Below are 21579 nucleotides of genomic sequence, written 5' to 3'. Positions count from 1 at the left end.
GATTGGGCAAAGGCATTTTACAGGGTGTGACACGTAGGGGCTGACCCTCCTTTTCGGTCAGCCCGTCAAACCGGGGCGACCGAAAGAGAAGGTCTTCATTACGGCCGGTGCAAACCGTCGGCACGGGGCGACCGGAAGAGAAGGTCGCCCCCGACATCAACGGGGTGGTTAACGGTAGTTGGCGTCGCGATCGGTGGTCATATCGTACAGCTGGTACTTACGGCCCAGCATCTGACCGCCATCGCGCGTCAGCGGCGTCCAGTTAACCTGCGCACGGCCACGGGTTGGCGACACGCTGAACACATCCATCGGCACCGAAATATAGAAGCCTTTGGTGAAGTCACCCTCGCCGTACTCCTCCGCCGAGACGTTGGTTTTGGTGGCGTAAGCGCCAACGATAATGCCGCTGTCGAAGCGCTTCGACACGTCGACCGTCACGCCTTTATCTTCCGCCAGGTACTGCCCGACGCTGGCTTTCACCAGCACGTTACGCATAAACCACGGCTGCCAGTAACCGGTAATGTTGCCCACCTTCGCCGTATAGTCGGTGAACTGCATCATATTGTCCCAGTCACGCTGCTTGACGTAATTGGCATCGACGCCCACCGCCCAGCTGGCATCCAGCGGACGATACAGCACTTCCCCACCCACGCCGCCGTACATGGTCTCCAGATAGCCGCCGTACAGCTGACCGTAGAAACCGTTGCCCAGCTCGCGCATGTAGTTGGCCTGCAGGTTATTCACATAGACGTTGTTTTCCACGTAGTCGCGAATGTGGGTACGCACGCGCGGCAGCGAGGAGTCGGACGGGGCGCCGTTGTAGTTAAACTTGTCGTAGTTGTTGGTCAGATTGCCGAACAGGCTGCCGTCCAGCAGCAGGTGGTCGGTCAGCCAGAAGCTGGCATTGGCCATCACCCCCACCTGGTACAGATAGAAACTTTCCGGGCCGCCTACCGACTGGTTAAGCACCGGCGACAGGCTGTAGTTGAGACGGTCGCCGTCAATGCGGAAGCCCTGCTCGGTATGGCCCAGCCTGACCGGATTTACCCGCTGCTGCTGTAGCGTCTCTTCACGCCCGAGCGGATAGCCTGCCAGCTGGCGTTGCAGGCTGCCGACGTTGGTTTCGGTAGTAACCTGCGGCATGTTGCTGCGCGTCTGGGTGACGCGCAGCGTCTCAATACCTGACGGCAGATGATTGGCGAGGATCACGTTGGCGCGATCGACGCCGCGCTGGGTATCGCGATATTTATACTGTTCGCCGGTGACGGTCATGGTGCTGCCATCCACCTGAATATTCGGCGCGTTAAGCCCGGCATTGTACTTCAGGTCGGTCAGCTGGCTGGCGGTCACCGTCGGGTCGAGGAAGCGATCCTGCGGCTGCGGATTGTACTCCGGCTTCGGCGTGTCGCGCTGGTTTTGATGCAGGTCGTTGAAGTTGGTGCGCAGGGTAAAGCCCGCCATAAAGGTGTTGCCACGCTCATAGCTGACGTTGACGTCTGCCCAGTCGGTGAGGCGGTAAATTGCCCCGACGTTGAACTTGCTCTTCTGCTCCAGACGACCGGCAAAATCATCCTGGTAGTCGTTGCCTTCGTACTCCATTTTCAGGCGCAGCGGCTGCCACGGGGTCTGGTATTCGATGCCGCCAAACAGCGCCGTCGGGCCTTTGAACATATCGCTGCCGCTGACCGAACCGGCGGTGCCGTTGCCTTCAGTGCGGTAGCAGTATTTTTCACTGGCGGAGCAGAACGGGTTCTTGATGGTGCCGCTGTTACCGATGTAGCCCCAGCCGAGGCCAAGGGTGAAATCAAACGGTCCCCAGGCTTTGGTCGCCACCAGGTATTCACTGTCGAACAGCCCGGTACCGCCGAGATCGCGCGAGCCCACCGAGACTTCCGGCAGCCAGAAGCCCTCTTCCCACAGCCGCAGCTTGAGGTCGAACGCTTTATCTTTATAGGTCTGATCGCCCGAGAAGCTCGACACCGCGCTGTACTCGCGGGTTTTTACGTCGGTGTAGCGGATGGTGGCTTCCAGCCACGGGAACAGCTGCACCGAGGAGGAGTAGAAATGGTACTGGTCGTTGTAGCGATAGTTAAGGCTGAACTCGCCCTCTTTTGCCATACGCGCGGTCGGCACCTGCATCAGGCCCACGCCGCCGAAGTCGGACTGGGAGGGGCCGATCGGGTCGGGCCAGGTGGCCGCCTGCGCCTGGCAGGCACAGGCGACGGAAAATGACAGCAGGCTGAGAAGATAACGTTTTTTCATCAGTCAGGGATCCGGTGCGTCAGAACAGAAACGATCTGCTGGTTGAGATCGGCATAGGCGCTCGGCAGCGTCCAGGAGGAGAAGCCAACAAAGAGGATGCTACCCGGCTGCGGCTCGTAGTGACGTCGATTCCAGTAAGCCACGGGCACCTCGGTCACCTCACCCGCCGGGGAGATCACCTGCGCGGTGTTGCGCTCGCCGCCGCTCATGCGTGGGTGAGCATCGAGGTAATCCACCACGGATCGCCCGGCCGCCCACGGCGTATTGCCCGCCTTCTCCACCACTCCGGACAGCGTCACCGAGGTGGGTTTTTCCAGGGTATAGACGCTGTACTCGCCCTGCAGCGTGCGGTTAGCCTCTGGCCGTAAGCGCACCCAGTCCGGGTCGAGATTGACTCTCTGCCGTCCTGTCACTTTTAGCGCCGCGATCTGCTGACGCACGTTGTCCACGATGGCCGCCTGTTCGCCGTCACCGTCACTGTTCAATTCGTCGCGCCACGCCTGCAGGCGCGCCATCAGCATCTGCTGCTGCTGTACTGCTACCGCCGTAGCCAGCTTTTCGCTTATCACCGTGCCGGGCCACCAGGTTTTCTGCTGAAGCACCGGGCTGGTGACCAGCTGAGCGAGATTTTCGGCGTGGACGATCGCCACCGGTACCGTTTGCCCGGGATAAAATACCGTGACCTGGCTATCCGCCACAGCCTGCAGCGACAGCGATGCCACTATCCCTGCGAGAAGAGTTGTTAGTGTTTTTTTCATGATTTCGCAGGCTTCAGGATAGTGAATTCAACCGGGATAGTGTCCGCACCCAGCATCTGCCGGGCCTGACGGACCTGCCCGCTGGTGGTATCAATCCAGAACGTATTGCGCCAGGCGTGGCCGTCGTCGGCGCTGACCTCTTCCTGCCACACGCGGCACGCCACCGGCTCACCGGCCAGCTGCAGCACCTCATCCTTCAGGCGGGTAAAGCGGGATGTCGCGGTTGCAGCGCGCGGCTGGCCGTTTTCCGTCCAGCTCATCGCCCGTGCCCAGCTGGCCCCATCGCTAAGATGCAGCGCATCACGCAGCGGGTCGTTAGCCAGATTACTGACGTCATTGAGGTTATCGGCCATGCCCAGCGTTTTCACCAGACGACCATGCTGGGTCACCAGCATCGCCCGATCGCGGGTGATCCACTTCTGCTGGCCGTTCTCGTTGAAGCCGAGCACCACGAAGATTTGCTGGCCGTCATTGACGCGCAAATACATGCTGGCGTAGGGCAAACTGTCGATTTGTTGGTTAGTCATCTGGATGTCGTCAGCGCCGAAAAATGCCAGCTTGACGGTTTCACCCAATCCTTTTTGCGTTTGAGTACAGGCCTGAAGCAGCAGGCAGAGGATCAGCAGTGGAAGGTTTCGCACCTGTGTGTGTCCCTGAGCAAAGTAGAACAAGGCTGAAAATAACCACACAAGCGTGTGGTTATGATTAATTTTTTGTACTTAGCGGGTGGTGCTTGTGGTCGTGGTGGTCGTGGTTCCGGTATTGGAACCATTACCACCGCTGCTCGCGGCCAGCGCGATACCGGCCAGAGCGCCAGCAGCACCAATACCAACGGCAGTGGTTACACCGGCCGACATCGCACCGGCTTCAGCACCGGCAGCTGCACCGGTCTCTGTCGCTGATGCGCCAGCTGCTTCTGCGGCAAACGCGCCCGAAGCACTCGCTAAGTACACTATGGCTGCAGTAGCCCATAAGACTTTTTTCATCACACTTTCCCTTCATTAAATGAATGGATACCAGGGCCTGGATGGCACCTGGCGACACCAGTATGGGGAATAAATTATCAGAAAGCAGCGGGCCATCCGGCGCGGAAAGAGATGGTGTAAAACACTGGTAAATGGCGGGAAAGTTGCGGTTAAGGCAGATATTTATCTACATAAGTGCCTTAAACGGAGATTAATACCAATATTTAATTTAAATCTGGCGCCATAGGCTAAAAATTCCAGCCAGATGAAATATTAATGACATGACGGTAGCAAATGGCATTATCTTTGTAATAATCCATTTAAAAACATGAAGATAATCACAGAGAATGACCGAGTTTAGCCCCTGCAAACAGCGGCCAGATTCAGAATTTTCTGCCGCAAAATCGGGTGATTTTGCGCAATTTTAGGAATATGCCCATCTCAAAAACGCAAATTTTACTCATCTTTGGGGGGGTTTTACGGCGAGATGACGGTGGGATTATCGCTGACAGGGGGCTGCCCGGCTGTCAACCAGTACCAGGATATACCAGAAAATAAAAAACCCCCAGTAAATGGGGGTTCGGCAATATTGTGCAGGCCATCGGAACGGGTCGACCGGAAAAAATGGTCGACCCCTACCGTTTACGGGTAATCCGGATTTGTAGGGGTCAGGCACGCCTGACCCAGGGCGAGGCACACCTCGCCCCTTCGAGGGAGAATTAACGCCAGGACTTATAGCGGTTAATCAGGCCATTGGTAGAGCTGTCGTGGCTGGTGACGTTATCCGCGCCGGAGAGTTCCGGCAGGATGCGGTTAGCCAGCTGTTTGCCCAGCTCAACGCCCCACTGATCGAAGGTAAAGATGTTGAGGATTGCGCCCTGAGTGAAGATCTTATGCTCATACAGCGCAATCAGCGCGCCGAGGCTGAACGGCGTGATATCACGCAGCAGGATGGAGTTGGTCGGGCGGTTACCTTCAAACACTTTGAACGGCACCACGTGCTCGACGGACTGCGCATCTTTTCCGGCATCGGCAAACTCTTTCTCTACCACGTCACGCGCTTTACCAAACGCCAGCGCTTCGGTCTGGGCAAAGAAGTTCGACAGCAGCTTGCTGTGATGATCGCCCAACTTGTTGTGGGTGTTCGCCGGAGCAATAAAGTCGCAAGGGATAAGCTTAGTGCCCTGGTGGATCAGCTGGTAGAACGCATGCTGGCCGTTAGTGCCCGGCTCGCCCCAGATAATCGGACCCGTTTCGTAAGTTACCGGCGTGCCGTTACGGTCAACGTACTTACCGTTGGACTCCATGTTGCCCTGCTGGAAATAGGCGGCAAAGCGGTGCATATACTGGTCGTACGGCAGGATCGCTTCGGTTTCAGCACCAAAGAAGTTGTTGTACCAGATGCCGATCAGCGCCAGCAGCACCGGCAGGTTTTTCTCTTCCGGCGTGTCGGCAAAGTGGCGGTCCATCGCGTGCGCGCCGCTCAGCAGCTTCTCAAAGTTGCTGAAACCGATAGACAGGATGATCGACAGGCCAATCGCCGACCACAGTGAGTAGCGGCCGCCGACCCAGTCCCAGAACTCGAACATGTTGTCAGTATCAATCCCGAACTCGCTGACCGCCTTAGCGTTGGTCGACAGCGCGGCAAAGTGCTTCGCCACGTCTTCCTGTTCACCGGAGGTCAGGAACCAGTCACGCGCGCTGTGGGCGTTGGTCATGGTCTCCTGAGTGGTGAAGGTTTTCGAGGCCACGAGGAACAGCGTGGTTTCCGGGTTCAGCGTTTTCAGCGTTTCGGCAATATGGGTGCCGTCGACGTTGGAAACGAAGTGCATATTCAGGTGGTTCTTATATGGGCGCAGTGCTTCGGTGACCATAAACGGACCGAGGTCCGAGCCGCCGATACCAATGTTCACCACGTCAGTGATGGCTTTGCCGGTGTAGCCTTTCCAGTCGCCGCTGATAATGCGCTCGGAGAAGCCTTTCATCTTTTCCAGCACCGCGTTGACTTCCGGCATCACATCTTTGCCATCAACCATGATCGGGGTGTTGCTGCGGTTGCGCAGCGCCACGTGCAGCACGGCACGATCTTCAGTGCGGTTGATCTTCTCGCCGGAGAACATCGACTTGATCGCGCCCTGCAGGTCGGTCTCTTTCGCCAGCGCTTGCAGCTTGTCGAGGGTTTCCTGGGTGATGCGGTTTTTGGAAAAATCCACCAGCATCTGGTCGTCAAAAGTCGCGGAGAATTTAGCAAACCGGTCGGCATCTTGCGCGAACAGGTCGGCAATCTGCACATCTTTCATCTGTTCAAAATGCTGCTGCAGTGCCTGCCAGGCAGCGGTTTGTGTCGGATTGATATTTTTCATAGCAACACACTCTTTTTATTTAAGAACCGTCATTCAGATCGGACGACATGTTACCCGTTAAGGAGCAGGCTCTTTCCTTTTCCTGCAACAGGTATCAGCAATCATCCCATCGCGATTTTGCACTCGGCGGGTGAGGATCGTGCCCACCAGGGGTTTCAGTATGACTATTCATACCCTGTTAAGGAAAAAAATTATAGCCTGGGGCGTGCTTATAAGAATTGACGCTTATGGTCTAAACGGTGATTTAGCTGACAAAAGTGATAAGCACGAGTGATACCAGCGCGGTCATAACAAAAATGAATAATCCTCAGCCGACAAGCGTTGACAGGGGAGGCATAACCCGATATTTCTAGTCCGCAACTTATGCACCACGTGCGTAAGCCAGAAGAGGCGCGTCGCCCAGGTAGTGTGTTGGAGGAGCCGTATCCGGTGAAGACACATCAGGGGGAAGCGACGCCGAGGTACCAACCACGCGGAGTGGGGCGTATCGACCACAGGGGCTGAATCCTCTGGGTTGTCACCAGCAACGTCCGGTAGTCGGGCGGCGAGGTGGGGCGCTTCTGGGTAAATCGTCGCTTTATGCTTCGGCTTCCCCTCATCTGCCCTTCCCTTGTGCCAAGCTGATGGAATATATCCTGACACGAAGGTAGTCATCGTAATGTCTCAAAACCTGATCGTAGCGAAATTTGGCGGCACCAGCGTAGCCGACTTCCACGCTATGAACCGCAGCGCCGATGTCGTGCTGTCTAACCCCGACGTTCGTCTGGTGGTCCTTTCCGCGTCTGCGGGTGTCACTAATCTGTTGGTCTCTCTGGCTGAAGGCCAGCCGCAGGAGCAGCGCGCTTACCTGCTGGATGAGATCCGCCGCATTCAGTACGCCATTATCGATTCGCTTAACCAGCCAGCGGTGATCCGCGAAGAGATCGACCGCATGCTGGATAACATCACCATGCTGTCCGAAGCGGCGGCACTGGCCAATTCGACCGCACTGACCGACGAACTGGTCAGCCACGGTGAGCTGATGTCCACCCTGCTGTTTGTTGAGATCCTGCGCCAGCGCGAAGCTGCCGCAGAGTGGTTCGACGTGCGCAAAGTGATGCGCACCGACGACCACTTTGGTCGCGCCGCGCCGGAGGTGGCGACGCTCGCCGAGCTGGCTAGCGTGCAGCTGCAGCCGCGCATTGCGGAAGCGCTGATTGTGACTCAGGGCTTTATTGGCAGCGAAGCGAAGGGCCGCACCACCACGTTGGGCCGCGGCGGCAGCGATTATACCGCTGCGCTGTTGGGCGAAGCGCTGAATGCTGCGCGCATTGATATCTGGACCGATGTGCCGGGTATCTACACCACCGATCCCCGCGTGGTGCCGGCGGCGAAGCGCATTGATGTGATTACCTTCGAAGAAGCCGCCGAAATGGCGACCTTCGGTGCCAAAGTGCTGCACCCGGCGACCCTGCTGCCTGCGGTACGCCGTGATATTCCGGTGTTTGTCGGCTCCAGTAAGGACCCGGCTGCGGGCGGCACTATCGTCTGCAACAAAACCGAGAACCCGCCGCTGTTCCGCGCGCTGGCTCTGCGCCGCAAGCAGACACTGCTGACGCTGCACAGCCTGAGCATGCTGCACACGCACGGCTTCCTGGCTGAACTGTTCAGCATCCTGGCGCGCCATCAGATTTCTGTCGACCTGATCACCACCTCCGAAGTGAGCGTGGCGCTGACGCTGGACACCACCGGCTCGACCTCTACCGGCGACAGCCTGCTTTCACAGGCGCTGCTCACCGAGCTTTCCTCACTTTGCCGCGTTGAGGTTGAAGAGAACCTGGCGCTGATCGCGATTATCGGCAACAAGCTGTCGCAGGCGTGTGGCGTGGGTAAAGAGGTGTTTGGCGTGCTCGACCCGTTCAATCTGCGCATGATCTGCTATGGCGCCAGCAGCTATAACCTCTGCTTCCTGGTACCGGGCAACGATGCCGAGAAGGTGGTTCAGACGCTGCACCGAAATTTATTCGAGTAACACTCAAACCGGGCCTGGCCCGGTTTTTTTTTGCCCGCATCAGACAGGCCTTAGACGCGGATCTCCTTAAGCATCATTAATCGGTCCAGTTTGAGTTAGGTGATTAAAATATCTTGATAACCCGCCCCCTGAAGCCACTCAATTTGTTCATTTCCTCGTCTAAAATGCAATTGATCGACGAATATACCGTTGCAGTTGTGAATAATCCCGCATTTAAACTAATCATATTGTGAGGGTTGTGATGCAGAAATTTATGGCAGAATTTTTCGGGACGTTTGTACTGGTGTTTGGCGGTTGTGGTAGTGCGGTGCTGGCGGCTGTCTTTCCCGAACTGGGGATTGGTTTTGTCGGGGTGGCGATAGCGTTTGGCCTGACGGTGCTGACCATGGCGTATGCCGTCGGGCATATCTCCGGCGGGCACTTTAATCCGGCGGTCTCCATCGGGCTGTGGGTGGGTGGCCGCTTTGAAGCACGACTGCTGCTGCCCTATATCATTGCCCAACTGGTCGGCGGGCTGGCGGCAGGTGCGGTGCTGTATGCCATTGCCAGCGGCAAGGCAGGCTTTGACGTAATGGGCGGCGGCTTTGCTTCTAACGGTTACGGGGCGCACTCGCCGGGCAACTATTCGCTACTGGCCTGTGCGTTAATCGAAGTGGTCCTTACCGCCGTGTTCCTGATTGTTATTCACGGTGCGACCGATAAACGCGCGCCTGCCGGTTTTGCCCCGCTAGCCATTGGTCTGGCGTTAACCCTAATCCATCTGATCAGCATCCCGGTAACCAATACCTCGGTCAATCCGGCGCGCAGCACCGCCGTGGCGCTATTCCAGGGAAGCTGGGCCATCGACCAGCTGTGGCTGTTCTGGGTGATGCCGATTGTTGGCGCGATCCTGGGTGGCCTGATCTATCGCTTTTTACTGCAAGCGAAAGCCTAAGAACGCTGTGCTGCCTGAACCCCACTCCGGTGGGGTTTTCTGCTTTATTTTCGCCCGATCTCGCTGCCTTTTCACCCCGTTTTTAATGCTATGATCCTGCCTTCGTTGTCCTGTGCTATGGCAAATATTCACGCTTATTCAAAAACTCTAATAAGGATTTCCGGCTATGCTCGCCACCATTACCCGACTGTTTCCCCTCTGGGCAGTCCTGCTCTCTGTCGCCGCGTATTACACCCCCACCACCTTTACCGGGATTGGCCCATACGTCACCTACCTGCTGATGCTGATTATGTTCGGCATGGGCGTGACGCTGAACATCGATGACTTTAAGCGTGTGCTGACCCGTCCGGCGCCGGTGATTGCCGGGACTTTTCTGCATTATCTGGTGATGCCGCTGGCCGCGTGGGGCCTGGCTAAGCTGTTCAATATGCCGCCGGACCTCTCCGCCGGCATGATTCTGGTCGGCAGCGTCGCCAGCGGCACCGCATCGAACGTGATGATCTATCTGGCTAAGGGTGATGTCGCGCTGTCAGTGACCATCTCTTCCGTCTCCGCGCTGGTTGGCGTATTTGCCACCCCGCTGCTGACCAAGCTGTACGTTGATACCCATATTCAGGTCGATGTCGTCGGCATGCTGCTGAGCATTGTGAAAATTGTGGTGGTGCCGATCGGCCTTGGCTTGATTATCCATCACACCCTGAACGGCGTGGTAAAGCGCGTCGAGCCGTATCTGCCGGCATTTTCGATGGTGTGTATTTTGCTGATCATCAGCGCGGTGGTGGCAGGCAGCCAGGGCTTTATCGGTTCCGTTGGCCTGGTGGTGATTGTCGCGGTGATCCTGCATAACGCGATTGGACTGCTGGGCGGTTACTGGGGCGGCAAGCTGTTTGGCTTCGACGAATCGACCTGCCGCACGCTGGCGCTGGAAGTGGGGATGCAGAACTCCGGCCTGGCGGCAACGCTCGGCAAGCTGTACTTCTCCCCGCTCGCCGCCCTGCCGGGTGCGCTGTTCTCGGTGTGGCACAACCTGTCCGGTTCGCTGCTGGCCGGTTACTGGTCCGGTAAGCCGATTAAGAAGAAGTAACCTGCCTGCACCGGTGTGGCTGCGGCTATGACTGCGGGTCAGGCATGCCTGACCCCTACCAACACCGGCAAAATGACGCAGGGATCGGGCATGCCTGACCCGTTGCGGTCAACCTCACTCAATCCTCATCTTTATCATCATCCGGCTGTTCCAGCACGCTGTAGGCCACCGCGCAGAACAGTGAGTTCAGGCGCTTCATGTCGCCCAGCAGGCCGAGGTGCAGCGAGCTGGTTTCGATGCTCTGAACGTTATGCTGATGCAGGCGATCGACATGCGAGTGCGAATAGCGGCGGTTGGTGATACGGAAACGGTGCTTCGAGCGGCGCAGGCGCCTGGCACTGGTGATATCACGCGATAAAAACACCGACAGGCTGAGGCGCAAATTGTGAGTTAACAGCTCCAGCTGCGCATCCAGCTCCTTCATGCCCTCCTGCGAAAACGCCCGGCGCGCTGCCAGCGATTTATCAGCCACGTCACCGCTCATGCGCTCCAGAATATCGCCCGCCATTTCCAGGTTCAGCGCCATCTCAATGGTTTCCGCCCAGCGCCGTGAATCCTCTTCCGGGAGATCTTCCTTCGGCATCTGCGCCAGGTAGAGCTTGATGGCGGTGTACAGCACGTCAACATCGTCATCCAGCTTACGGATTTCGCGATCCTCACGCAGTTCGCCATGTACCACCTTGCTGAAGGTGGTGAGCATCTGCTCCAGCACATCGCCCATGCGCAGGGTTTCACGCGCGGCATTCGCCAGCGCCAGCGCCGGGGTATCGAGCGAGCCGGGATCAAGATGGCGCGGCTTCAGGCGCAGGTCGGTTTCGGTATCGTCCCCAATCAGCCGCTTGCACAGCCCGGCCATCGGTTCGGCAAACGGCACCATAATGATGCAGCGGATCAGGTTGTAAAAAACGTGGAAGAAGATAACAAGCTCTTCGTCGTTGACCGGCAGCTTTTCCAGCAGCGCCGCCAGCGAGTCGATAAACGGCAGCACCAGCAGCGAGCCAATAAATTTAAACAGCAGGCTGCCCAGCGCCACGCGCTTTCCGGCGGCGTTCGACGCACTGTTATTCAGCATCGCCAGCAGGCCGCTGCCGAGGTTCGCCCCGATGACCAGGCACAGCGCCACCTTAAAGGAGATCACCCCGGTGGCGGTCAGCGTCGCGGTCAGCAGCACCGCAGCCAGGCTGGAGTAGCTGATAATGGCGAACAGCGCGCCGATCAGTGAGTCGAGCATTACGTCGCCGGTCAGTGAGGAAAACAGCACCTTCACGCCAGCTGCCTGGGTGATCGGCGTGGCGGCGGCAACAATCAGCTGGAGCGCCAGCAGGATCAGCCCCAGCCCGATGCTGGCTCGCCCCAGCTGACCGGCGCGGGTCTGCTTGCGCCCGAGGAAAAACACCACGCCAAAGAAGATAAATAGCGGCGACAGCCAGGAGAGATCAAAGGTCAGAATACGCGCCATCAGCGCCGTACCCACATCAGCACCCAGGATAATCACCAGCGCAGGCGTTAGCCCGACCAGCTCCTGCGCGACAAACGACGTAACCAGCATGGTGGTGGCATTACTGCTCTGTACCAGCGCGGTGACGCCAATTCCGGCAAGGAACGCCATCGGTTTTTTCGCCACGCTGCGGCTCAGTACCCGGCGCAGATCGGCACCGTAAACGCGCATAACGCCGGTGCGGACAATATGGGTTCCCCACACCAGCAGCGCCACGGCAGACAGAAGATTTAACAAGGTTAACACAAAGTACACTCCCCTTAGAGTCAACAGCGTAAGGTGGCCGTAGGTAGTGAACTAAGTGTAATCCTATTTTAAATCATAGAGATAATTTTTATTTCAGGAAGAAAAATGCGTGTATTGCTGCTCCCCACACTAGCACAGTCAACCTAAAAAATTAATTATTTAGATAAAAATATCGCACTTCATCTTAAATAATAAATCCGCGACAAAAAAACTCAATTAATAAAAAATAGCGATCTTTAAATTCATTTAAATAGGGTCGCTTTCAAACCTTATCATTTCCTTGTTTTATTTTTTTTAAAAAAAACATAGAATTCATGGCGCAGATCAACACAAAGAACTTAGGGCTCTAAATAGAGCCTGTTATACGATCAATCAGCAAAGGTAAGGATTACCATGAAATTAACTCTAGCTTCATTACTGGTGGCTTCCACCGGCTTGTTTTCCCTGCAGGCAATGGCCATAGACGGCACAATTGAATTTACCGGAAAAATTAACGATAGCACCTGTTCGGTCGGTGTGAGCGATGGTAACTCCAATCCGACTATCAATTTGGGTGAAGTGCAGGCCAACAGCCTGAGCGCAATGAATAAAACCGCAGGGGGAGCAACTTTCACTCTGCAAATTCAGGATTCTGCACAAACGGGTGGCAACTGCGACCTGACCGGTAAAACCGGTACCGTGCGTTTTGTTCCGATGAGCGGTACCGCTGGCGACAAACAGCAGTATCTGGCGGTGAAAGCGGGCGGAGCACAAAACGTGGCTATCCGTATTCTCGACCAGAACAACAACGTGGTGCCAGTTGGTACGGATACAGCCACCGCCTACGATTTGACAAAGCCGATTAGCTTTACAGCTGACTATATTGCCCTCGGCCAGGCAACTGCAGGTGATGCTGGCGCGAAAGCAGGTTTCGTTATTAACTACAAATAACCCATGATAAAACTATGCCTGAATAATTATTATTCGGGCATTTTCTCCTATCAGTAGCTCTTCGCTTATTCCTAATACATTGCTATAAATAACCCTCGGAATAATGGATGTTGACGAAAAATAAATTTATTCACGGCATTTTTCCCCTGATGCTGTTAGCCATTTTCGCATTACCAGCCACAGCGGCGGTAATGATCAATAAAACCCGCATTATCTATAATGCGAAAGATAAAAGCGCCAGCGCGACGCTGAGCAATATTACTAAAGATAATTATGCCGTACAGGTCTGGGTTAACGGTGCCAGCGATCGCAGTGATGAACAGGTTCCGTTTATTGCGACTCCAGCGCTGGCGCGCGTTGGTCCTGGCGAAGACCAGATAGTTAAAATTATCGCGCTGTCGGCCTCTTCTTTACCCGTCGACCGGGAATCCGTGTTTTATTTTAATGCGCAGGAGATCCCGGCCCTGGATAAAAATCGCTCGGAGAACAAGCTTACCATTGCCGTGCGCACGCGCATCAAGCTGTTCTACCGCCCGACGGGACTGCCCGGTACAGCGGAAGGGGCCATCAGCCAGATTGGCTGGCAGCGCGTGGATCGCGACGGTAAGTCCTGGCTGCGAGCCACCAATAACACGCCGTGGCACATCTCATTTTCGACCATAAGCTTTATCCACGCTGGACGGACATCAACAGTCAACGATGCGGATATGCTGGCCCCATTCAGCCATCAGGATTACCTCCTACCGGGCCACGATATGGGCCAACAGGGTAAGGTTAGTTTTACCACCATTAACGATTACGGCGGTATTAAGCAGCAGCCGGATATTTCACTGCACTAACAAAACGGAAGAATAAAGACAATGATGTCGCCAGTTTTTCGATACTCTGTTATGGCGCTTGCGATCTGCCTCGCCACGAAGGCAGGATGCGCGGCCGACAACGACAGCTTTGATCAGGATTTTATGAGCCTGCCTGCTTCAGGCCTGGATATTAACACCGTTTTAAATCAAAAAAGCCTGCCGCCGGGTAACTACCCGGTTACCCTGTTGATTAACAAACAGGATTATGGCCAGCAGTCGCTGGAATTTAAGCTGGTTGGGGATGCGCTGGTGCCGTGCGTTCCCGTCAGCCTGCTGCGTGAAGCCGGCGTCAGGGAGAGCGCGTTAGCGTCAGCAGACGGTGCATCGTGCATCAACGTCAGCCGCACCATTGAACACGCCAGCGTCGCCTTCAATAGTAAAAAACTGACGCTGCACATCATGATCCCGCAGGAAAATCTGGACCAGACGGCGCAGGGGTATATCGACCCGAAAAAGTGGGATGCAGGCATTCCCGCGCTGATCCTTAATTATAATGCTTCCGGCGCGCGCAGCGTTCGCCACAGCCGCAGCACCTCCACCTCAAATATATATCTCGAAGGCGGCATCAATCTGCTGGGCTTCCGATTGCGCTCGTCGGCATCCTGGCGAAAAGGGGACAGCTGGCAGACCTATAACACCTATGTCGAGCGGGATCTGCCGGGAACGCTGGGTAACGTGCAGGCGGGTGAACTGTTTACCGGGGGCGATGTGCTGGACAGCGTCCCGTTCCGCGGCATTCAGGCTGGATCGGTGGTGCAGATGCTGCCAGATTCCTTACAGGGTTACTCCCCGGTAATTCGCGGCATGGCGAATACGCAGGCCAAAGTTGAGATTTTCCAGCACGGCTACGCGCTGTACACCACCTGGGTTGCACCTGGCCCGTTTGAAATTCGCGATCTGAACACGGCTTCCGGTAACGGCGATCTGGAAGTGGTCATCACCGAAGCGGATGGCACCCAGCGCCGCTTTACCCAGCCCTATGCCACGCTGGGCAACCTGCTGCGCCTTGGTACCTGGCGCTACAATATTGCCGCCGGTGAATACCGGGCGTCGAACGCATCCTACACGGTGACACCGCGTTTCCTGCAGGCATCCGGCGCGCTGGGGCTGCCGTATGACCTGACGCTGTCAAGCGGGCTGATCGTCAGCAATATGTATCAGACCGGCGTGCTGGGCATAGGTAAAAGCCTCGGCAGCTTGGGTGCGCTGGCGCTGGATATGTCGCAGTCACAAACCCGTTATCGTGAGCGCCAGCAATCCGGGCAGAGCTACAGCCTGCGCTACGGTAAAGCCTTTGATAACGGGACCGACCTGCGCTTTGCCGGCTACCGCTACTCCACCGAAGGCTATCGCACGTTTTCCGAAGCGGTCAGTGAGCGCAGCTTTATCCATCAATATCACTACACGCCGGAAAGCCGGCGCAACCGGATTGAAGCCACCCTGACGCAGAATATCGGCGACTCCAGCTCGGTTTACCTGACGGGCAGCCAGCAGACCTGGTGGCACACGCCGCGTAAAACCCGCGAGCTTCAACTCGGCTTTAACACGATGATCGACTGGATAAACCTCGGGATTTATGCCAGCCGCACCACGCAGAACGGCGGCTACAGCAAAGATCGGGAAACGCAGGTTTCGATGATGGTGTCGATTCCGTTTGGTCGGGCGTCGTTCAGCGCCACCCTCAGCCGCGATGCCAGCCACAGCTACAGTGAGAATCTGGGCCTCAGCGGCACTGCAGGCGAGAAGAACCAGTTTAACTACAACGTAAACCTGCGTAATCAGTCGCGGGGCAACGCCAGCAGCGACTACGCGGCTTCGGCTGGCTATCTGACCCCGTGGGCGCAGCTAAACGGCGGGGTCACGGCCGGTAAGGATTACCGCAGCGCCAATGCCGCGATCTCCGGCTCACTGCTGGCGCACGCGGGTGGTATTGAGCTGAGCCAGCGTTTAGGAGATACCGTGGGCCTGGTCAATGTGGATCGCACGCCGGACGTCTCACTCCAGAACTCTCCCACCTCGGTGACTAACAGCCGGGGCTATGCGCTGGTGCCCTATCTACGCCCTTACCGCGCTAACCGCATCCTGTTGGATACGCGCAACGTGGATAACAGTGTGGATATTGATGGCAGTGTACAGCAGGTCTACCCCCGCCAGGGTGCGGTGGTTGAAGTCCACTACCGCGCCAGCAAAAACCAGCGCCTGCTGCTGCAGCTTACCCGTCCTGACGGCAGCTTCGTACCGTTTGGCGCCGCGGTGAAAGATACCTCAGGCAGGGAGCTGACGCTGGTTGGCCAGGCTGGCCAGGCGCTGATCAATCTGCAGCAGGAAGCTAAGCAGATGTCGGTAGACGTCAGCTGGGGCGCGCAATCCGACCAGCAGTGCCGTGCCGAGGTCAAGGCCAATGGCCTGCCGCAGGAAGATGGACTGATTATCACCACGGCGATTTGTCGTCACTAAGGGAAAATATGAGCTATCTGATGAAATGTTATGGCTTGATCGCGGCAGGCGTACTGTTATCCGTCAGTGCGCCGGGCTTTGCTGGCTCGCTACCGGCTGACAAATGCTATTTTTATAAAAAAAATTCTTCAAACGTAAAAAATTACACTGCAGATCAGGTTGCCGCAACACGGACATGGGGAACCCGCACCATTCCGCGTTCAGCGGCTATCGGCAGTGAGATTCTCGATGAAACCCAGCTGCGTCCCCCCGAGAAATTCAAGGACTATGTGGGTCTGCAGTGCGGAAGTTCTGCGACAATAACCGCAAAATATACCTCTGCAGCAGCCCCGGTGAGTGGACTGAATCCCCCTGCATTTCCCAAGGCCGCCGGAAAAGTCTATCCCACCAATATCGCCGGCATTGGAATGATAACAAGAAGTCAACAATATGACGTCGCTACATATTTCCCCTCTTCTGTTGCAAGTAGTTCATATTATTATGTATATAAGGGAATAGTATTGGGAGTGACACTAATAAAAACGGGTGATATTCCCCCCGGAACCCACGTCGTCACAGGCACCACTTCACTGAGCGCCGGCGGAGAAGTTTTCCAGACCTCTGATTTCAAGTTAAGCGTTTTTGTCGAAAACTGCTCCATTCCGAATAAAGGCGCCACCACTCAGGTCGTGATGGATGAAGCTTCCATCATCAACCTTAATCCCACCGGTCCGGCACAGCCATTCAGCATCCCGCTGACCAACTGCAGCACCGGGCCCGCCAGTGAAAACATCGCTAAGGTCCTGTTCGACGGCATCGGGGGGTCAACCAATGCTGACGCCAGCAATGGCGTTCTGGGCCTGGATAAAAGTTCCAAAGCCAGCGGCATCGGCATTCAGTTACTGAAAGAAGATGGCGTCACGCCCTTTCCGCTCGGCAAGGCAACGCAGGTCGGAGCGGTGGAAAAGGGGGATATGACGCTCAACTTCAACGCGCGCTATATCAAAACCAGCGCTAAACCGCAGCCCGGCAGCGCGAATGCCAAAGCCAGTTTCACCGTGAGTTATAAGTAGCCCCGCGATAAAAGGGCGGGTTACGCCACCTCGCACAGCGTCTGTTTGTTGATCGGCAGCCCGACCCGCAGTGCCGCAGGAAGATGGACTGATTATCACCACGGCGATTTGTCGTCACTAAGGGAAAATATGAGCTATCTGATGAAATGTTATGGTTTGATCGCGGCAGGCGTACTGTTATCCATCAGTGCGCCGGGCTTTGCTGGCTCGCTACCGACTGACAAATGCTATTTTTATAAAACAAATTCTTCAAACGTAAAAAATTACACTGCAGATCAGGTTGCCGCAACACGGACATGGGGAACCCGCACCATCCCGCGTTCAGCGGCTGTCGGCAGTGAGGTTCTTGAGGAAACCCTGCTGCTGGCACCAGAAAAATTCAAGGACTATGAGGGTCTGCGGTGCGGAAAATCTGCGACAATAACCGCAAAATATACCTCTGCAGCAGCCCCGGTGAGTGGACTGAATCCCCCTGCATTTCCCAAGGCCGCCGGAAAAGTCTATCCCACCAATATCGCCGGCATTGGAATGATAACAAGAAATAAACTTCTTAGCTTCGATACATATTTACCCTCTTCTCAGTCTTTATCTATTGGTACATATTTTTCTACAAGGAAGGGAATAAACTTGGGAGTGACATTAATAAAAACGGGTGATATTCCCCCCGGAACCCACGTCGTCACAGGCACCGCTTCACTGAGCGCCGGAGGAGAAGTTTTCGAGACCTCTGATTTCAAGTTAAGCGTTTTTGTCGAAAACTGCTCCATTCCGAATAAAGGCGCCACCACTCAGGTCGTGATGGATGAAGCTTCCATCATCAACCTGAATCCCACCGGTCCGGCACAGCCATTCAGCATCCCGCTGACCAACTGCAGCACCGGGCCCGCCAGTGAAAACATCGCTAAGGTCCTGTTCGACGGCATCGGGGGGTCAACCAATGCTGACGCCAGCAATGGCGTTCTGGGCCTGGATAAAAGTTCCAAAGCCAGCGGCATCGGCATTCAATTACTGAAAGAAGATGGTGTCACGCCCTTTCCGCTCGGTACGGCAACGCGGGTCGGAGCGGTGGAAAAGGGGGATATGACGCTCAACTTCAACGCGCGCTATATCAAAACCAGCGCTAAACCGCAGCCCGGCAGCGCGAATGCCAAAGCCAGTTTCACCGTGAGTTATAAGTAGTCACGCGATAAAAGGGCGGGTTACGCCACCTCGCACAGCGTCTGTTTGTTGATCGGCAGCCCGACCCGCAGTGCCGCAGGAAGATGGACTGATTATCACCACGGCGATTTGTCGTCACTAAGGGAAAATATGAGGTATCTGATGAAATGTTATGGTTTGATCGCGGCAGGCGTACTGTTATCCATCAGTGCGCCGGGATTTGCTGGCTCGCTACCGGATGACAAATGCTATTTTTTTAAAGAAGATTCTTCAAAAAAAAGAGATTACACTGCAGATCAGGTTGCCGCAACACGGACATGGGGAACCCGCACCATCCCGCGTTCAGCGGCTGTCGGCAGTGAGGTTCTCGATGAAACCCTGCTGCTGACACCAGAAAAATTCAAGGACTATGAGGGTCTGGAGTGCGCAAAATCTGCGACAATAACCGCAAAATATACCTCTGCCGCAGCCCCGGTGAGTGGACTGAATCCCCCTGCATTTCCCAAGGCCGCCGGAAAAGTCTATCCCACCAATATCGCCGGCATTGGAATGATAACAAAATATAAAATAGATGGTATGGATAAAGGTCAATACTTCCCCATGACTCTTCCAATGACTACAGCCTCTGGTTTTAGAGCAGGAATACCATTGGGAGTGACACTAATAAAAACGGGCGATATTTCCCCCGGAACCCACGTCGTCACAGGCACCACTTCACTGAGCGCCGGCGGAGAAGTTTTCGAGACCTCTGATTTCAAGTTAAGCGTTTTTGTCGAAAACTGCTCCATTCCGAATAAGGGCGCCACCACTCAGGTCGTGATGGATGAAGCTTCCATCATCAACCTTAACCCCACCGGTCCGGCACAGCCATTCAGCATCCCGCTGACCAACTGCAGCACCGGGCCCGCCAGTGATAACATCGCTAAGGTCCTGTTCGACGGCATCGGGGGGTCAACCAATGCTGACGCCAGCAATGGCGTTCTGGGCCTGGATAAAAGTTCCAAAGCCAGCGGCATCGGCATTCAGTTACTGAAAGAAGATGGCGTCACGCCCTTTCCGCTCGGCAAGGCAACGCTGGTCGGAGCGGTGGAAAAGGGGGATATGACGCTCAACTTCAACGCGCGCTATATCAAAACCAGCGCTAAACCGCAGCCCGGCAGCGCGAATGCCAAAGCCAGTTTCACCGTGAGTTATAAGTAGCCCCGCGATAAAAGGGCGGGTTACGCCACCTCGCACAGCGTCTGTATGTTGATCAGCAGCCCGATGGAATGGCCCGCCGGACGCAGAGCGTCTGGCGAATGGTTAAGCACATCGACCATTAGCTCCACATCGCGCGCTTTCACCCGGTAGCGGATAACGTTGCCGAGCAGGCTGTGGCTGAGGATTTCCGCTGGGATACCCTCTTGCTGCGCGCAGAACAGCAGTGACTCAGGGCGGATCGCCACCTGGCTGTTGAAGCCAAGCCCGGTCAGGCGCGTCGCCTGTTCCGGCGTCAGCAGGTTGTAGTTACCGATAAACCCGGCGGCAAACAGATTCACCGGCTGGGTATACAGTGACTCGGCGCTGCCGTTCTGCACGATTTTACCTTTGTTCATCAGCACGATGCGGTCTGACAGCGTCAGCGCCTCTTCCTGATCGTGAGTGACAAACAGCGTGGTGAGATTAAGCTCTTTCTGGATACGGCGGATCTGATCGCGCAGATGGCGGCGGATACGCGCGTCCAGTGCCGACAGCGGCTCATCCAGCAGCAGCAGGCGCGGGCGCGTCACCAGCGATCGCGCCAGCGCCACGCGCTGACACTGGCCGCCGGAGAGCTGATGCGGGTAGCGTTTTGCGTAGTCATTAAGCTCCACCAGCTCAAGCACCTCCGCCACCCGCCGCTGGATCTCCGCCCCGCCCAGCTTCTGCATTTTCAGGCCAAACGCCACGTTGCGCTCCACCGTCATATTCGGAAACAGCGCGTAGCTCTGAAACACCATGCCAAGGGTGCGCTGCTGCGGTGCCAGCGGCACAATGTCCTGCCCCTGCAGGATAATCTGCCCGCTGTCGACCGAAGTCAGCCCCGCCAGGCAGCGCAGCAGCGTCGATTTGCCGCAGCCGCTTGGGCCGAGCAGCGTGACGAACTCCCCCTCGCTGGCGCTGAACTCAATATCCTGAAAGATGGGGGTTGGACCGTAGCTTTTATTCAGTTGGGTAACGCTCAGATACGTCATGCTCAGCCTCTTTCACGGTTCAGGGTATTCGCCAGCCAGGTCACCAGCAGGACAACAAAGAAGTAGGAGATCACCAGCGCGCTACTGAAGTGGCCGCTGCTGTTGCGCACGTTGTAGAGATACACCTGCAAGGTTTCAAACCGGGTGCCGACCAGCAGATTAGCGAAGACAAACTCGCCGATCAGGAAGGAGAAGGAGAGCAGCACCGCGATGGTCGCGCCTTTGCGCAGATTCGGCAGTACCACCAGCAGCGCCGCCTGCCAGGTGCTGGCACCGAGCAGATGTGCGGCGTCGATCAGCTCGCGCAGGTTGATAGCCTGCATATTGTTGGCGATGGCGCGGTAGATAAACGGCAGCGCGATGGTGAAGTAGCAGCCCAGCAGGATCCACGGCGTACCGGTTAGCATCAGCGGCGGCGCGGAGTAGAGCTGCAGCAGCCCGACCGAAGAGACCACCGGTGGAATGGCGAACGGCAGCAGGATCAGGATGTTCATCACCGCATCGAGTTTTGGAAAGTAGTAAGCAATCACAAACATCGTTGGCAGCACCAGCAGCAGCGAGAACAGCAGCGAGCCGAAGCAGATTAGTAGCGAATGCCAGAGCGCCGTCAGAAAGCGCGGGTCGCTCCACAGCTGGATCAGCCACTTTAAGGTAAAGCCATCAGGCACAATGGTTGCGCCCCAGCGGGTTGCCAGCGCATACAGCAACGTCGCCAGCAGCGGCAGGGCGAGAATGGCAAATACCAGCCAGACGACCACCCGATGATATAGGTATTCACTGCGCGACAT

At 56.1% G+C, this 21579-nt stretch carries 17 protein-coding genes and 1 riboswitch; of the genes, 9 read left to right on the top strand and 8 right to left on the bottom strand.

Annotation, left to right across the window (positions count from 1 at the left end; translation table 11 throughout):
- Positions 1-168: 168 nt before the first annotated feature.
- From ACLI4M_RS11240 to pgi, 5 genes are all read right to left on the bottom strand, one after another.
- Positions 169-2262, bottom strand: a complete 2094-nt coding sequence (locus ACLI4M_RS11240) for a YjbH domain-containing protein (protein WP_048917585.1) — start codon at positions 2260-2262, stop codon at positions 169-171.
- Positions 2262-3020: a capsule biosynthesis GfcC D2 domain-containing protein gene (locus tag ACLI4M_RS11235; protein ID WP_133622195.1), complete on the bottom strand. Its 759-nt coding sequence runs from the start codon at positions 3018-3020 to the stop codon at positions 2262-2264. Before ACLI4M_RS11235 ends, ACLI4M_RS11240 begins: the two co-directional genes overlap by 1 nt.
- Positions 3017-3661 (bottom strand): YjbF family lipoprotein, encoded by a 645-nt coding sequence (locus ACLI4M_RS11230; RefSeq protein ID WP_133622196.1) that lies wholly within the window; start codon positions 3659-3661, stop codon positions 3017-3019. The genes ACLI4M_RS11235 and ACLI4M_RS11230 overlap by 4 nt, the downstream gene beginning before the upstream one ends.
- Before the next feature lie 78 nt (positions 3662-3739).
- Positions 3740-4006, bottom strand: a complete 267-nt coding sequence (gene yjbE, locus ACLI4M_RS11225) for an exopolysaccharide production protein YjbE (RefSeq protein ID WP_048917588.1) — start codon at positions 4004-4006, stop codon at positions 3740-3742.
- Between the two features lie 698 nt (positions 4007-4704).
- Positions 4705-6348, bottom strand: a complete 1644-nt coding sequence (gene pgi / locus ACLI4M_RS11220) for a glucose-6-phosphate isomerase (RefSeq protein WP_048917593.1) — start codon at positions 6346-6348, stop codon at positions 4705-4707.
- A 377-nt stretch (positions 6349-6725) separates the two neighbouring features.
- Positions 6726-6916: riboswitch (Lysine riboswitch) on the top strand.
- Positions 6917-7006: 90 nt separating this feature from the next.
- Here pgi and lysC point away from each other — a divergent pair.
- The 3 genes from lysC to panS all read left to right on the top strand — a co-directional run bounded on the left by lysC (position 7007) and on the right by panS (position 10377).
- Positions 7007-8359 (top strand): lysine-sensitive aspartokinase 3, encoded by a 1353-nt coding sequence (gene lysC / locus ACLI4M_RS11215; protein ID WP_048917594.1) that lies wholly within the window; start codon positions 7007-7009, stop codon positions 8357-8359.
- Positions 8360-8600: 241 nt separating this feature from the next.
- Positions 8601-9293 (top strand): aquaporin Z, encoded by a 693-nt coding sequence (aqpZ, locus tag ACLI4M_RS11210; RefSeq protein WP_413449791.1) that lies wholly within the window; start codon positions 8601-8603, stop codon positions 9291-9293.
- A 166-nt stretch (positions 9294-9459) separates the two neighbouring features.
- Positions 9460-10377 carry a ketopantoate/pantoate/pantothenate transporter PanS gene (gene panS, locus ACLI4M_RS11205; RefSeq protein WP_048917595.1) on the top strand — a complete coding sequence of 306 codons (918 nt, stop codon included), beginning with the start codon at positions 9460-9462 and terminating at the stop codon, positions 10375-10377.
- Between the two features lie 118 nt (positions 10378-10495).
- On the opposite strand, the gene ACLI4M_RS11200 is transcribed toward panS, so the two are convergent.
- The gene (locus tag ACLI4M_RS11200) at positions 10496-12121 is read right to left on the bottom strand and encodes a Na/Pi cotransporter family protein (RefSeq protein ID WP_133622198.1); all 1626 of its coding nucleotides are present in this window, start codon (positions 12119-12121) and stop codon (positions 10496-10498) included.
- A gap of 393 nt (positions 12122-12514) precedes the next feature.
- On the opposite strand from ACLI4M_RS11200, the gene ACLI4M_RS11195 reads away from it, so the two are divergent.
- The 6 genes from ACLI4M_RS11195 (at position 12515) to ACLI4M_RS11170 (ending at position 19778) form a co-directional block, all read left to right on the top strand.
- A complete protein-coding gene (locus ACLI4M_RS11195; protein WP_133622199.1) occupies positions 12515-13051 on the top strand; it encodes a fimbrial protein in 537 nt (178 codons plus the stop codon).
- 107 nt (positions 13052-13158) lie between these two features.
- The gene (locus ACLI4M_RS11190) at positions 13159-13890 is read left to right on the top strand and encodes a fimbrial biogenesis chaperone (RefSeq protein ID WP_133622200.1); all 732 of its coding nucleotides are present in this window, start codon (positions 13159-13161) and stop codon (positions 13888-13890) included.
- 21 nt (positions 13891-13911) lie between these two features.
- On the top strand, positions 13912-16368 hold the full coding sequence (locus ACLI4M_RS11185) for a fimbria/pilus outer membrane usher protein (protein WP_133622201.1): 2457 nt from the start codon (positions 13912-13914) through the stop codon (positions 16366-16368).
- An 8-nt stretch (positions 16369-16376) separates the two neighbouring features.
- Entirely contained in the window at positions 16377-17420 is a 1044-nt protein-coding gene (locus tag ACLI4M_RS11180) for a fimbrial protein (RefSeq protein ID WP_133622202.1), read from the top strand.
- A gap of 129 nt (positions 17421-17549) precedes the next feature.
- Positions 17550-18599: a fimbrial protein gene (locus ACLI4M_RS11175; protein WP_133622203.1), complete on the top strand. Its 1050-nt coding sequence runs from the start codon at positions 17550-17552 to the stop codon at positions 18597-18599.
- A 141-nt stretch (positions 18600-18740) separates the two neighbouring features.
- The gene (locus ACLI4M_RS11170; RefSeq protein ID WP_435581194.1) at positions 18741-19778 is read left to right on the top strand and encodes a fimbrial protein; all 1038 of its coding nucleotides are present in this window, start codon (positions 18741-18743) and stop codon (positions 19776-19778) included.
- Positions 19779-19798: 20 nt separating this feature from the next.
- On the opposite strand, the gene ACLI4M_RS11165 is transcribed toward ACLI4M_RS11170, so the two are convergent.
- Together ACLI4M_RS11165 and ACLI4M_RS11160 are read right to left on the bottom strand one after the other, a co-directional pair.
- Positions 19799-20791 (bottom strand): ABC transporter ATP-binding protein, encoded by a 993-nt coding sequence (locus tag ACLI4M_RS11165; RefSeq protein WP_133622205.1) that lies wholly within the window; start codon positions 20789-20791, stop codon positions 19799-19801.
- A gap of 2 nt (positions 20792-20793) precedes the next feature.
- Positions 20794-21579 carry an ABC transporter permease gene (locus ACLI4M_RS11160; RefSeq protein WP_133622206.1) on the bottom strand — a complete coding sequence of 262 codons (786 nt, stop codon included), beginning with the start codon at positions 21577-21579 and terminating at the stop codon, positions 20794-20796.

The sequence above is a fragment of the Erwinia sp. LJJL01 genome, assembly GCF_047300805.2.
Lineage (GTDB): Bacteria > Pseudomonadota > Gammaproteobacteria > Enterobacterales > Enterobacteriaceae > Erwinia > Erwinia aphidicola.
This window is presented reverse-complemented; position numbering and strand designations above follow the sequence as displayed.